Here is a 13236-nt window from a genome sequence, read left to right as displayed (position 1 = left end):
AGAGCAAAACGGTGTTGAATGGAATGAAGATGGATCGTTGGCAAACTGTTAATAATGTGGTGGTCGTGGGGCTAGGTATGACGGGCCTCTCGGTGGTTAACTACCTTTTGAGCTTAGATCGCTCGCTCACGATTAAGGTGATCGACACGCGGGAAAACCCGCCAGGTCGAGAGCATTTAAACTCGCAAGTTGAGCTACATTGTGGCGGCTGGAACCAAGCTTGGTTATTTGACGCTGACCTGATTGTTACTAATCCGGGTATTGCTTTAGCTACGCCAGAGATTCAACAGGCGTTAGCACAACATATTCCCGTGGTGGGCGATATTGAGCTCTTTGCTTGGCAGGTGGATAAGCCTGTTATCGCTATCACAGGAGCCAACGGCAAGAGCACAGTGACGGATTTAACCGGAGTACTTGCTAAAGCTGCTGGGCTTAAGGTTGCCGTTGGCGGCAATATTGGTGTGCCTGCTTTAGATCTACTTCAGCAAGAGGCCGATCTTTATGTGCTGGAGCTCTCAAGCTTCCAGCTGGAAACGACCTCAAGTTTAAAACTCGTCTCTGCTGCCTTTCTCAATCTGACTGAAGATCATATGGATCGCTACGATGGTATGGAATCGTATCGCCAAGCTAAATTGCGCATTTTTAAGTATGCGCAAGCGGCGGTCGTGAACGCCGATGATAGCCAGACGGAACCTCCCTCATTTTCAGGTCATATCGCACGTTTTTCCGTTGAACATGACGCGGACTATTGCACGCAAATGATTGATGGCAAATCGTTCTTAGTGGCGAAAGGCACGCCATTGTTGGCAAGCGAGGAACTCAGCTTAGTGGGACGACACAATAGTGCTAACGTGCTCACTGTGCTCGCACTGCTCGATTTAGCGGGTGTTGATTACTCATCTGCGCTTGATGCATTGAAATCTTACCGCGGGCTGACACATCGTTGTCAGGTTGTTGCTGATAATCACGGCGTAAAATGGGTCAATGACTCGAAAGCGACCAATGTCGCAAGCACTCAAGCGGCGTTGTCGGGGTTAAATTGCCAAGGGACTTTGTATCTGCTTGTGGGGGGCGTTGGCAAGGGCGCTGATTTCTCGCCATTAGCACCGATACTAAAAACATTGAACGTAAAACTGTGCTGTTTTGGCGTTGACGGTGGGCAATTCATGCCACTGCATCCATCGGCTCAGTTCTATTCATCGATGGAAGAGATTATCGTATCGATCAAACCGCAGCTGCGTCGTGGTGATATGGTGATGCTTTCGCCTGCTTGTGCCAGTTTTGATCAGTTTAAAAACTTTATGGCCAGAGGTGACGCCTTTGCCGAGCTTGCGCAGCGTTACGCTTAATCAACAGGAAATTGCATTTTGTCCTTTTCAAGCCTCATCAAAATGACTCGTCAATGGTTTCAGAACCAAGCGCCTGAAGCCTTGTTTGATCGTCAATTGGTATGGATTGCTTTAGGTTTGATGCTGACTGGGCTTGTGATGGTGACATCGGCTTCGTTTCCTATCAGTTCGCGTTTAACGGATCAACCGTTTCACTTTATGTTTCGTCACGCCATTTTCTTGATGCTGGCCATCGTGACATCGAGTGTGGTGTTGCAAGTGCCAATGAAACGTTGGATGCAATACAGCTCGGTGCTACTTGGCGTCTCTTTTATGCTGCTGATTGTGGTTTTGCTCGCGGGCAAATCGGTCAATGGTGCCTCGCGTTGGATCCCTTTGGGGTTATTTAACCTGCAACCTGCTGAGGTCGCGAAACTGTCACTGTTTATTTTCATGGCTGGTTACTTAGTTCGTAAACAAGATGAAGTGAGGCAAACCTTTTTTGGTGGTTTCATGAAACCGATTATGGTGTTTGGAACCTTGGCTATCTTGCTACTTGGTCAGCCAGATTTGGGAACCGTGGTTGTGATGCTGGTGACTCTGTTTGGTATGCTGTTTATTGCTGGGGCCAAACTGTCACAATTTATTGCGCTCATGGTGGCTGGAATTGTTGCGGTAATCGCACTGATTGCGGCAGAGCCTTACCGTATTCGCCGTGTAACTTCATTTCTTGACCCGTGGGAAGACCCGTTTGGCAGCGGTTATCAATTGACTCAATCTTTGATGGCCTTTGGTCGTGGAGAATGGTTTGGTCAAGGGCTTGGTAACTCGATTCAAAAGCTAGAGTACTTACCTGAAGCGCACACTGATTTCGTATTTGCAGTGCTGGCTGAAGAGCTCGGTTTTGTTGGCGTTGTACTGGTTCTACTGCTGATTTTTAGTCTGGTGCTTAAAGCGGTGTTTATCGGTAAAAAAGCCTTTGAGCATGATCAGCAATTTGGTGGCTATTTGGCCTTTGGTATTGGAATTTGGTTTGCATTCCAAACGCTCGTCAATGTGGGTGCTGCAGCGGGTATGGTGCCGACTAAGGGCCTAACGCTGCCCTTGATCAGTTACGGCGGTTCAAGCTTAATTATTATGTCGGTTGCGGTGTCGATCTTATTGAGAATTGATCATGAATGTCGACTCAAAGATCGCAATCGAGTGTCTATAGAAAAAGAATCCAATGATAAACAATAAACGTTTAATGGTTATGGCTGGTGGCACGGGGGGACATGTTTTTCCCGGTCTCGCTGTGGCTAAACAGCTCCAACAGCAAGGTTGGCAGATCCGCTGGCTAGGGACTGCGGATCGGATGGAAGCAGAATTAGTGCCTAAACATGGTATTGAGATCGACTTTATTCAGGTCAAAGGTTTACGTGGCCAAGGCATAGGGCGTTTGCTGAAAGCGCCTTTTCAAATTGTGAACGCGATTTTTCAAGCGCGTCGTTATTTGAAGCAGTGGCAACCTGATGCGGTGCTCGGCATGGGCGGATACGTCAGTGGCCCCGGTGGCGTGGCAGCGTGGTCTATGGGAATTCCCGTTGTGCTTCACGAGCAAAATGCCGTAGCAGGGTTAACCAACCGTTGGCTTTCGAAAATTGCCAAACGCGTATTTCAAGCCTTCCCCGGTGCCTTTACTGAGGCGCAAGTCGTAGGTAACCCTGTACGTCAAGATGTCGCTACATTACCCGCACCGCAAGTACGCTTTGCTGAGCGAAATGAACCGATCCGCATTCTCGTGATGGGCGGCAGCCAAGGTGCGCAGATTCTCAACCGAACTTTGCCTGACGTACTAGTTATGCTTGGCGATAATTACCAAGTTTGCCATCAAGCAGGCAAGAATAATCAGCAGTCGGTTGAGCAAGCTTATCGCGCGCTTCAGATCAAAAATGCACACGTTACCGAGTTCATTGAGGATGTGGCTGGCGCTTATGCATGGGCTGATTTACTGGTGTGCCGTTCGGGAGCATTAACGGTTTCCGAAGTGGCAGCGGCCGGTGTTGGCGCTATATTTATCCCTTTTATGCATAAAGACCGACAGCAAGCGCTTAACGCGGATCACTTAGTCGCTTGTGGTGCGGCCAAAATGATTGAACAGCCGCAGCTCACAGTAGAAAAACTAGCGCAAGAGATTGCTTCCCTTGAGCGTCATGATCTGCTGTTGATGGCGCAACAAGCGCGTGCAGCCGCACAACTGGATGCTGATAAAGTCGTTGCCGACGCTATCATCGCACTTACCCAATAACGAGAAATTTTTCATGACCATTAAACATACTCAAGATTTAGCTCAAATCCGTGCCATGGTGCCAGAGATGCGCCGCGTCAAGTGTATTCACTTTGTCGGTATTGGTGGGGCGGGAATGAGCGGAATTGCAGAAGTATTGCTCAATGAAGGCTACCAAATTACCGGCTCTGATCTCGCTTCCAACCCTGTGACTGAAAGATTGGCAAGTAAAGGGGCTATCATTTATATCGGTCATCAAGCCACTAATATTGAACTCGCCAGCGTGGTGGTAGTCTCTACTGCAATCGATGAGCTAAATCCTGAACTGAAAGCGGCGCGTGAGCGACGCATTCCTATTGTTCGTCGTGCAGAAATGTTGGCGGAATTAATGCGTTTTCGTCATGGCATTGCGGTGGCTGGTACGCATGGTAAAACAACGACTACGGCATTGGTTACGCAAATTTATTCTGAGGCTGGTTTAGATCCCACGTTTGTTAATGGCGGGTTAGTCAAAAGCGCTGGCACCAATGCGCGTTTGGGTTCAAGTCGGATTTTGATTGCTGAAGCTGACGAAAGTGATGCTTCATTCCTTCATCTTCAGCCTATGGTTAGTATCGTGACCAACATCGAAGCTGATCACATGGATACGTATGGCGGTGATTTTGAAACGCTCAAACAGACCTTCATCGATTTCCTACACAACCTGCCATTTTATGGTCAGGCGATATTATGTATTGATGATCCTGTTGTGCGTGAAATCATTCCACGTATCAGCCGTCAAGTGATCACCTACGGTTTTGCCGATGATGCAGATGTCAGGATTGAGAATTACCATCAGCAGGGGCAACAAGGCCAGTTTACGGTCGTCAGACAGGGACGAGCCAATCTGGATATCACGCTTAATATTCCAGGTCGTCATAATGCGCTTAATGCCTCCGCGGCTATTGCAGTGGCAACGGAAGACGACATCAGCGATGAAGCGATTTTAAAAGCGATGGCTAGCACCCAAGGTACGGGACGTCGTTTTGATCATCTGGGCGAGTTTGATACAGGCAATGGGGTTGCGATGCTCGTTGATGATTATGGTCATCATCCGACCGAGGTGGGCGTGACTATTAAGGCGGCGCGTAGTGGTTGGCAAGAAAAACGGCTAGTGATGATTTTCCAACCTCATCGCTACAGTCGAACTCGCGATCTGTATGATGATTTTGCCAATGTACTGGAGCAAGTCGATGTGCTGATCATGCTCGATGTCTATGCCGCAGGAGAAAAGCCGATTGCGGGAGCCGATGGTCGATCGTTGTGCCGAACGATACGCAGTCGCGGTAAAATTGATCCTATTTTTGTTCCCGACAGCACCATACTGCCTTCGATTCTGGCTAATGTATTACAAGATGGTGACCTCGTGCTGACGCAAGGTGCTGGGGATATCGGCAAGGTAGCGAAACATTTAGCGGGGCTCGAACTGAATATCAGTAAAATGCAACAGGTTTAATTTAAATGGCTTATTTGTGTATCAATATTGAATAACATGGTATCCAGTCCAGATTTATTACTTTCAATGTTTGATACTTTCAGCGACCTCAGTATAATCCGGAGGTTAAAGTCAGTGCTTTTACCTCTATTGTGAACCAAATAGGGCATGCGATTGCGATTTAGAAACAGGAACATCAGGCTTTGTTAATGAATGTGTTCGATGAAAGCCGAGCTGTGTCCCGTTCGCCACTCATAAAAGATCACGCCGCTGGCGCTATTTTTTTATTTGTGGTGTTGTTGCTGATAAGTTCACTCATTTATTCAACACTCAGTTGGATGTGGGACGAACAGAGGCTACCGCTTTCAAAAATTGTTCTACAAGGTGACTTGCAGTACGTATCTTCGCTAGATGTGCAGCGCGCTTTTGCTCAGTTGGATCATATCGGTACTTTCATGTCGCAAGATATTAACGTACTTCAATCGAGTGTACAGGTCATCCCGTGGGTGGCCCATGCATCGATTCGTAAACAATGGCCTGACACAATAAAAGTGTTTCTGACAGAGTATAGAGCGGTAGCGATTTGGAATGGCAACGCTTTGTTAGACGGATATGGCACGGTATTTAATGGTGATATTGGTCAATTGAACGGCGATAGAGTCAAACTTTATGGCCCGCAAGGAACCAGTCACGAAGTACTGGATGTTTGGAATAAAACGAACCCTAAGTTTCAATCATTAAACTTAAATATATCGTCACTGTTACTCAACGATCGTCGAGCGTGGCAAATAATTTTAGATAATGGCATCCGCTTAGAGTTAGGTAAAGAATCACTAGATGAGCGAGTTGCACGTTTTATTTCGCTGTATAAGAATTTAGGTAATAAAGCTGAACAAGTTAGCTATATCGATCTTAGATATGATACAGGAGCCGCAGTAGGTTGGTTCCCTGAACAAGAAGCACAAGAGAGTAAAAATGACTAAGACCGCTGATGACAACATTATTGTTGGTCTTGATATAGGCACAGCCACCGTGTCAGCTTTAGTCGGTGAAATACTGCCTGACGGTCAAATTAATATTATTGGCGCTGGTACGAGCCCATCCCGTGGGATGGATAAAGGGGGAGTTAACGATCTTGAATCGGTCGTTAAGTCTGTCCAAAGAGCGGTTGACCAAGCAGAATTAATGGCGGAATGCCAAATTAGTAATGTGTTTCTCTCTCTATCTGGGCGACATATTGCGAGCCGTATTGAAAAAGGCATGGGAACTATTTCGGATGAAGAAGTTTCTCAAGAGGATATGGATCGAGCGATTCATACCGCCAAATCAATAAAAATTGGGGAAGAGCAAAGAATATTGCACGTCATTCCTCAAGAATTTACGATTGATTACCAAGAGGGAATTAAAAACCCGCTTGGTTTATCAGGTGTGCGCATGGAAGTGAGCGTGCATCTTATTTCTTGTCATAATGATATGGCGAGAAATATTATCAAAGCGGTAGAACGCTGTGGTTTAAAAGTTGAACAACTGGTTTACTCTGGTTTAGCGGCAAGTAATGCAGTTATTACGGAAGATGAGCGAGAGTTAGGTGTGTGCGTGATTGATATAGGCGCAGGCACTATGGATGTTGCTATCTGGACCGGTGGTGCGTTACGACATACTGAAGTGTTTTCTTATGCAGGAAACGCAGTAACCAGTGATATTGCTTTTGCGTTTGGCACACCAGTCAGTGATGCTGAAGAGATTAAAGTAAAATATGGCTGTGCGCTGAGTGAATTGGTAAGCAAGGATGATACCGTTAACGTCCCAAGTGTAGGAGGAAGACCTTCGCGAAGTTTGCAAAGACAAACCTTGTCGGAAGTGATTGAACCTCGCTACACTGAATTAATGGGATTAGTTAACCAAACTATAGATACTGTCCAAGACAAATTGCGCAAAAATGGTATTAAACACCATTTAGCGGCTGGTGTTGTTTTAACTGGCGGCGCTGCGCAAATTGAAGGTTTGGTTGAGTGTGCGGAACGCGTTTTCCGCAATCAAGTTCGCGTAGGCAAGCCTCTAGAGGTGAGTGGCCTTACAGATTACGTAAAAGAGCCGTATCATTCTACGGCGGTTGGTTTACTTCATTATGCGAAAGAGAGCCAAATTAATGACGACACGGAATACAGCGAACCGAAACGCCAATCCATGTCGAGCTTAATTGGTCGTTTGCGTAACTGGATACAAAAAGAGTTTTAACCTGAGTTGCAGGGAAAACGGAGATAACACATGTTTGAACCGATGATGGAAATGTCTGACGATGCTGTAATTAAAGTCGTTGGAGTTGGTGGTGGTGGCGGTAACGCTGTTGAACACATGGTGCGTGAGTCCATCGAAGGCGTGGAATTCATCAGTGTCAATACCGATGCGCAAGCACTTCGTAAAACAAGCGTAAGTAGCGTCATTCAAATTGGTGGTGATATCACTAAAGGTTTGGGTGCTGGTGCAAACCCGCAAGTTGGACGTGATGCAGCTCTAGAAGACAGAGAAAGAATTAAAGAAGTTCTGATGGGTGCCGATATGGTGTTTATCGCAGCTGGTATGGGCGGTGGTACAGGTACAGGTGCTGCTCCTGTTATTGCAGAAGTTGCCAAAGAACTGGGTATCTTAACCGTAGCGGTTGTCACTAAACCTTTCAGTTTTGAAGGAAAAAAGCGTTTGGCATTTGCTGAGCAAGGTATTGAAGAGTTGTCAAAACACGTTGACTCTTTGATTACCATTCCTAATGAAAAACTACTGAAAGTGTTAGGTCGTGGTATTACCTTACTTGAAGCATTTGCGAGTGCGAATGATGTACTTAAAAATGCAGTGCAAGGTATTGCAGAGTTAATTACACGCCCAGGTATGATTAACGTGGACTTTGCTGACGTACGTACTGTGATGTCAGAAATGGGCCACGCGATGATGGGTAGTGGAGTAGCTCGCGGCGAAGATCGTGCAGAAGAAGCGGCAGAGATGGCAATTTCTAGCCCTCTTTTGGAAGATATTGATCTTGCAGGCGCTCGTGGCGTGTTGGTCAATATTACTGCTGGTTTGGATATGCGACTAGACGAATTCGAAACCGTCGGTAATACTGTTAAGGCGTTTGCTTCTGACAATGCGACAGTTGTCATCGGTACTTCGTTAGATCCTGATATGGCAGACGAAATTCGCGTGACTGTCGTTGCAACGGGTATTGGCAATGAGAAAAAGCCAGACATTACTTTAGTTGCAGGCGGTAAAGCCAAAGTCGCACCAGCAGTTCAACCACAAATGGTTCAACAAGCAGCGAAAATCGAAGAAAAAACGGCACAGCCTTTGCAAGAAAGAGCAGAAGTGAAACCGCAATCAGCATCGTCGTCAACTGTTTCATCTTCTTCCGGTGCAAGTCAAAATACGGCACCGAAAGCAGATAAAGAAAATGGATATCTTGATATCCCAGCATTTTTACGTCGTCAGGCTGATTAACAATTAGACATAATTTGACACTGTTCAAAATTATGGTAGCATTCGCGGTCGGTGCTTTACCGACCGTGTTTTGTCGCACTGACATAGAGGCAAGTAGATGATCAGACAACGAACTCTGAAAGAAATAGTGAAAACAACTGGGGTGGGCTTACACTCTGGTCGTAAAGTCACATTAACGCTTCGCCCTGCTGCTGCAAACACTGGGATCATTTACCGCCGTACTGATGTCAATCCTCCAGTAGACTTCCCTGCGGACCCTGAATCTGTTCGCGATACCATGCTATGTACTGCTTTGGTCAACGATGAAGGTATTCGTATCTCTACTGTTGAGCACTTAAATGCAGCATTAGCGGGCATGGGAATCGACAACGTTATCATCGAAGTTGACGCACCTGAAATTCCTATTATGGATGGTAGTGCTAGCCCATTTGTTTACTTGCTACAACAAGCAGGCATTCAAACGCTGAATACACCAAAACGTTTTATTCGAATTAAGAAACCAGTTCGATTTGAAGATGGTGATAAGTGGGCGGAACTTGTACCCCATAACGGTTTTCGTATGGATTTTGAGATTGACTTTCAACATCCTGCTATCGATTCTGATGAACAACGCATGGTGTTTGATTTTTCCTCGCAAGGTTTCGTCAAAGAAATTTCAAGAGCTCGTACTTTTGGTTTCATGCGTGACATTGAGTACCTACAATCGCAAAACCTCTGTTTAGGTGGTAGCTTTGATTGCGCCATCGTATTAGATGAATACCGTATTCTTAATGAAGAAGGTTTGCGTTTTGCCAATGAGTTTGTCACTCATAAAGTATTGGATGCCATTGGTGACTTGTACATGTGTGGTCATTCCATTGTGGGTGAGTTCCGTGCTTATAAATCAGGCCATGGTTTAAATAACCAGCTACTGCGTGCGGTCTTAGCCGACCAAGAGGCGTGGGAATGGGCTACTTTTGAAGAAGAAGTTGGCTCTCCAGTGGCGTTTGCTGAACCAAATATGGTTCTCGCTTAATAGCAATTTTTAAATAAAAAGGCCAGACAACTGTCTGGCCTTTTTATTTGTACTAATTCATTGATGACGCTTATTTGGGCCTAGCCAATTTCGCCAAATTTTCCAAACGTTTTTTGACTTTAGGGGAAGCGCTACTCGCCACCATCAGTAATGCCTGGGCCGTATTTTCAGATAGTGGTGGGCGAGCGACCGTTTCTTTTTCTTCTTTCATACCACGATTACGATAGAGCGCTGGGTTTATCTTGAGCTCAATGCTGATCAATTTGGCAAATCCTTGGTTGCGTAACTGATTCAAAATGTGTAATCGGTCATAATCAAGCTTCATTTTTATTGACGCACTGGCCACTTCAACGATTAAGTGACCACCGCGCACATTAGCGGCTCGGACATGATCGGCCATTCCTTTAGGAAGCAACTTATTGAGCACTTTATTTAAAGCGAGGATCTCGGTGGCATGTTGCTGTATTTTCTTCAGAGATGAATCGCTGATCAGCTCTTTCGTTAACGTGGGACGGTGATCGCGCATGGTGTCTCCCTCTTAAGTTGCCATTCAATTCTATTGTGGTGCCTATGATGCGTATAGTAATAAATCTATTTTATTGCTTAAACAGTGCTCAAAAAGCGTAAAAATATTAAGTGTGCTTCAAACAAATAGTTTTGCTATTGGTTGTTGCCGCAAAAATTCCTTACACTATGCGTTACATAATTATTTAATACCTTGAAAATAAACCTCACCGTCACAATATCTGTGATACATGATTTATCTCAGTATCCTTAGTTCAAAACTGGTAGAGACTGACGGCATTAAGAGTAGATCGAAAACGATCTAATAAAGAGAGATTCCTGACACATGATAACTAAGCTACTGACAAAGGTTATTGGCAGTCGCAATGACAGAACGCTGCGCCGCCTTAAAAAAATTGTCAAAGAGATCAACAGCTACGAGCCTACTTTTGAAGCACTAACTGATGAAGAATTAAAAGCTAAAACGGTTGAGTTTCGTCAACGTTTAGAGCAAGGTGAAACCTTAGACCAATTACTTCCTGAAGCATTTGCCACCGTGCGTGAAGCGTCCAAGCGCGTATATGGTATGCGTCACTTCGACGTACAGTTGATCGGCGGTATGGTTCTCAACGCGGGTCAAATCGCAGAAATGCGCACTGGTGAAGGTAAAACGTTAACCGCGACTTTACCTGCGTATCTCAATGCCTTGCCTGGCAAAGGCGTGCACATTGTTACTGTCAACGATTATCTTGCTAAACGTGACGCAGAAACAAACCGCCCACTGTTTGAATTTTTAGGCATGACGGTCGGTATTAACGTACCCAATATGCCACCACAAGAGAAAAAACTTTCTTATCAAGCCGACATTCTTTACGGAACCAATAACGAGTTTGGTTTCGATTACTTACGCGACAACATGGCTTTCCGTAAAGAAGATCGTGTACAGCGTGAACGTTTCTTTGCCGTAGTCGATGAAGTGGACTCGATTCTTATTGATGAAGCGCGAACGCCGTTGATCATCTCGGGTCCTGCAGAAGATAGTTCTGAGTTGTACATCCGCATTAATACCCTCATTCCACTTCTGCAAAAGCAAGATAAAGAAGATTCTGAAGAGTATCGTGGTGATGGTCACTACACGGTTGACGAAAAATCAAAACAAGTTCATTTGACTGAAACGGGTCAAGAATTTGTTGAAGAGTTAATGGTGAAAAATGGTTTGATGGAAGAGGGCGATACTCTTTATTCACCCACGAACATTAGCTTACTTCACCACGTCAATGCCGCATTGCGTGCGCATGTGTTATTTGAGAAAAACGTTGATTACATCGTGACAGAAGAGGGCGAAGTGGTCATCGTTGATGAGCACACTGGCCGCACCATGCCAGGTCGTCGTTGGTCTGAAGGTTTACACCAAGCTGTCGAGGCGAAAGAAGGTGTTAAAATCCAAAACGAGAACCAGACTCTTGCGTCGATCACCTTCCAAAACTATTTCCGTTTATACGAAAAACTTTCTGGTATGACGGGCACTGCCGATACCGAAGCGTTCGAATTCCAATCGATTTACGGTTTGGAAACCGTGGTGATCCCAACCAATAAACCTATGGTTCGTGATGATATGCCTGATGTGGTGTATCGCACTGAAGCTGAAAAATTTGCGGCGATCATTGAAGACATCAAAGCGCGTGTTGCAAAAGGTCAACCAACCCTAGTCGGTACGGTTTCGATTGAGAAATCTGAACTACTTTCTAATGCGTTGAAGCAAGCTAAAGTGAAACATAACGTGCTTAACGCGAAATTCCATGAAAAAGAAGCCGAAATTGTAGCGCAAGCGGGTATTCCGGGCGCGGTGACGATTGCGACTAACATGGCTGGTCGTGGTACTGATATTGTATTGGGCGGCAGCTGGCAGGCACAAATTGAGCAGCTAGAGAATCCAACACAAGAGCAGATCGATGAGATCAAAGCGAAGTGGAAAGAGGTTCATAACCAAGTGTTAGCCGCTGGTGGTCTGCACATTATTGGTACTGAACGCCACGAATCTCGTCGTATCGATAACCAGTTACGTGGTCGTTCTGGTCGTCAAGGGGATGCGGGTTCTTCACGTTTCTATCTATCGATGGAAGATTCACTGCTGCGTATCTTCACCTCAGATCGTATGGCAAGCCTTATCCAAAGTGGTATGGATGAAGGTGAAGCGATCGAAAGTAAGATGCTTTCTCGCTCGATTGAAAAAGCACAACGTAAAGTCGAAGGACGTAACTTTGATATTCGTAAACAGCTTCTTGAATACGATGATGTTGCTAACGATCAACGTAAAGTAGTTTATGAGCTGCGTGATGAGCTCATGGAAGCAGACGATATCAGCGAAATGATTGAGCAGAATCGTCAAGATGTTCTGACTTCCGTTATTGACGAATACATACCGCCACAATCACTTGAGGATATGTGGGATGTTAAAGGATTGGAAGAGCGTTTGAAAAACGATTTTGATTTAGAGCTGCCATTACAGCAATGGCTAGATGCTGATGATAAATTGTACGAAGAAGCGCTGCGCGAACGTATTCTTGAACAAGCGGTTAGTGTGTATCGTGAAAAAGAGAAAGCGGTTGGGGCTTCTGTTCTGCGTAATTTTGAAAAATCAGTCATGCTACAAACTCTGGATACCTTGTGGAAAGAGCATCTAGCGGCGATGGATCATTTGCGTCAAGGCATCCACCTACGTGGTTACGCGCAGAAAAACCCAAAACAAGAGTATAAGCGTGAGTCGTTTGAGCTGTTTGAAGAACTACTGAATTCTTTAAAAACCGATGTGATTACTATCTTGTCGAAGGTGCGCGTACAGCAGCAAGAAGAAGTTGAACGTATGGAAGCACAGCGTCAAGCGCAGGCGGAAGAAGCCGCGCGTCGCCAACAGTTCCAGCACCAAAGTGCCGATAGTTCGGTTGCAGATGAAGCTTCTGAAGATCAAGGACACCAGCCTATGGTTCGTGAAGAGCGCAAAGTTGGTCGTAATGAGCCTTGCCCTTGTGGTAGCGGTAAAAAGTACAAACAGTGCCACGGACAGATCAACTGATCCCTTGAATGATCACCCCAAGAGTCGCTTAGGCGACTCTTTTTTTAACTCAATATTTCTCATCTTTATTTTCTAGGTTGGGAAGTCGGC

10 protein-coding genes are annotated in these 13236 nt (G+C 45.5%); 9 read left to right on the top strand and 1 reads right to left on the bottom strand.

The genetic code is table 11. The features are described from left to right. Positions 1-11: 11 nt before the first annotated feature. The 8 genes from murD to lpxC all read left to right on the top strand — a co-directional run bounded on the left by murD (position 12) and on the right by lpxC (position 9569). Positions 12-1349 (top strand): UDP-N-acetylmuramoyl-L-alanine--D-glutamate ligase, encoded by a 1338-nt coding sequence (murD, locus tag AACT18_RS10330; RefSeq protein ID WP_094125313.1) that lies wholly within the window; start codon positions 12-14, stop codon positions 1347-1349. Between the two features lie 42 nt (positions 1350-1391). Then, positions 1392-2567 carry a cell division protein FtsW gene (gene ftsW / locus AACT18_RS10325; protein ID WP_094125312.1) on the top strand — a complete coding sequence of 392 codons (1176 nt, stop codon included), beginning with the start codon at positions 1392-1394 and terminating at the stop codon, positions 2565-2567. Then, positions 2554-3615 (top strand): undecaprenyldiphospho-muramoylpentapeptide beta-N-acetylglucosaminyltransferase, encoded by a 1062-nt coding sequence (murG, locus tag AACT18_RS10320; protein WP_094125311.1) that lies wholly within the window; start codon positions 2554-2556, stop codon positions 3613-3615. Before ftsW ends, murG begins: the two co-directional genes overlap by 14 nt. A 13-nt stretch (positions 3616-3628) precedes the next feature. After that, positions 3629-5089 (top strand): UDP-N-acetylmuramate--L-alanine ligase, encoded by a 1461-nt coding sequence (gene murC / locus AACT18_RS10315; protein ID WP_013856083.1) that lies wholly within the window; start codon positions 3629-3631, stop codon positions 5087-5089. A 188-nt stretch (positions 5090-5277) separates the two neighbouring features. Then, positions 5278-6051 (top strand): cell division protein FtsQ/DivIB, encoded by a 774-nt coding sequence (locus AACT18_RS10310; RefSeq protein ID WP_088718004.1) that lies wholly within the window; start codon positions 5278-5280, stop codon positions 6049-6051. Beyond that, complete coding sequence (gene ftsA, locus AACT18_RS10305; RefSeq protein WP_010317995.1) at positions 6044-7306, top strand: cell division protein FtsA; 1263 nt, start codon at positions 6044-6046, stop codon at positions 7304-7306. Before AACT18_RS10310 ends, ftsA begins: the two co-directional genes overlap by 8 nt. A 30-nt stretch (positions 7307-7336) precedes the next feature. Continuing rightward, positions 7337-8554, top strand: a complete 1218-nt coding sequence (ftsZ, locus tag AACT18_RS10300; protein WP_017042647.1) for a cell division protein FtsZ — start codon at positions 7337-7339, stop codon at positions 8552-8554. Positions 8555-8651: 97 nt separating this feature from the next. Next, positions 8652-9569 carry a UDP-3-O-acyl-N-acetylglucosamine deacetylase gene (gene lpxC, locus AACT18_RS10295; protein WP_010317993.1) on the top strand — a complete coding sequence of 306 codons (918 nt, stop codon included), beginning with the start codon at positions 8652-8654 and terminating at the stop codon, positions 9567-9569. A gap of 70 nt (positions 9570-9639) precedes the next feature. Here lpxC and AACT18_RS10290 read toward each other — a convergent pair whose 3' ends face one another. Then, positions 9640-10095 carry a DUF721 domain-containing protein gene (locus AACT18_RS10290; protein ID WP_094125310.1) on the bottom strand — a complete coding sequence of 152 codons (456 nt, stop codon included), beginning with the start codon at positions 10093-10095 and terminating at the stop codon, positions 9640-9642. A 324-nt stretch (positions 10096-10419) separates the two neighbouring features. Here AACT18_RS10290 and secA point away from each other — a divergent pair, with 324 nt between their 5' ends. Beyond that, positions 10420-13146: a preprotein translocase subunit SecA gene (gene secA, locus AACT18_RS10285; protein WP_094125309.1), complete on the top strand. Its 2727-nt coding sequence runs from the start codon at positions 10420-10422 to the stop codon at positions 13144-13146. Positions 13147-13236 lie beyond the last annotated feature (90 nt).

The organism is Vibrio sp. V04_P4A5T148 (genome assembly GCF_963875605.1).
Taxonomy (GTDB): Bacteria; Pseudomonadota; Gammaproteobacteria; order Enterobacterales; family Vibrionaceae; genus Vibrio; species Vibrio anguillarum.
Note: the sequence above shows the minus strand (reverse complement) of the source record. Positions and strands in the feature narration are given on the sequence as shown.

Excerpts from the sequence above, each read along its gene's own strand:
- ftsW (WP_094125312.1), top strand. The coding sequence starts at position 1,392 with ATGACTCGTCAATGGTTTCAGAACCAAGCGCCTGAAGCCTTGTTTGAT.
- murG (WP_094125311.1), top strand. The coding sequence starts at position 2,554 with ATGATAAACAATAAACGTTTAATGGTTATGGCTGGTGGCACGGGGGGA.
- murC (WP_013856083.1), top strand. The coding sequence starts at position 3,629 with ATGACCATTAAACATACTCAAGATTTAGCTCAAATCCGTGCCATGGTG.
- AACT18_RS10310 (WP_088718004.1), top strand. The coding sequence starts at position 5,278 with ATGAATGTGTTCGATGAAAGCCGAGCTGTGTCCCGTTCGCCACTCATA.
- ftsA (WP_010317995.1), top strand. The coding sequence starts at position 6,044 with ATGACTAAGACCGCTGATGACAACATTATTGTTGGTCTTGATATAGGC.
- ftsZ (WP_017042647.1), top strand. The coding sequence starts at position 7,337 with ATGTTTGAACCGATGATGGAAATGTCTGACGATGCTGTAATTAAAGTC.
- lpxC (WP_010317993.1), top strand. The coding sequence starts at position 8,652 with ATGATCAGACAACGAACTCTGAAAGAAATAGTGAAAACAACTGGGGTG.
- AACT18_RS10290 (WP_094125310.1), bottom strand. The coding sequence starts at position 10,095 with ATGCGCGATCACCGTCCCACGTTAACGAAAGAGCTGATCAGCGATTCA.
- secA (WP_094125309.1), top strand. The coding sequence starts at position 10,420 with ATGATAACTAAGCTACTGACAAAGGTTATTGGCAGTCGCAATGACAGA.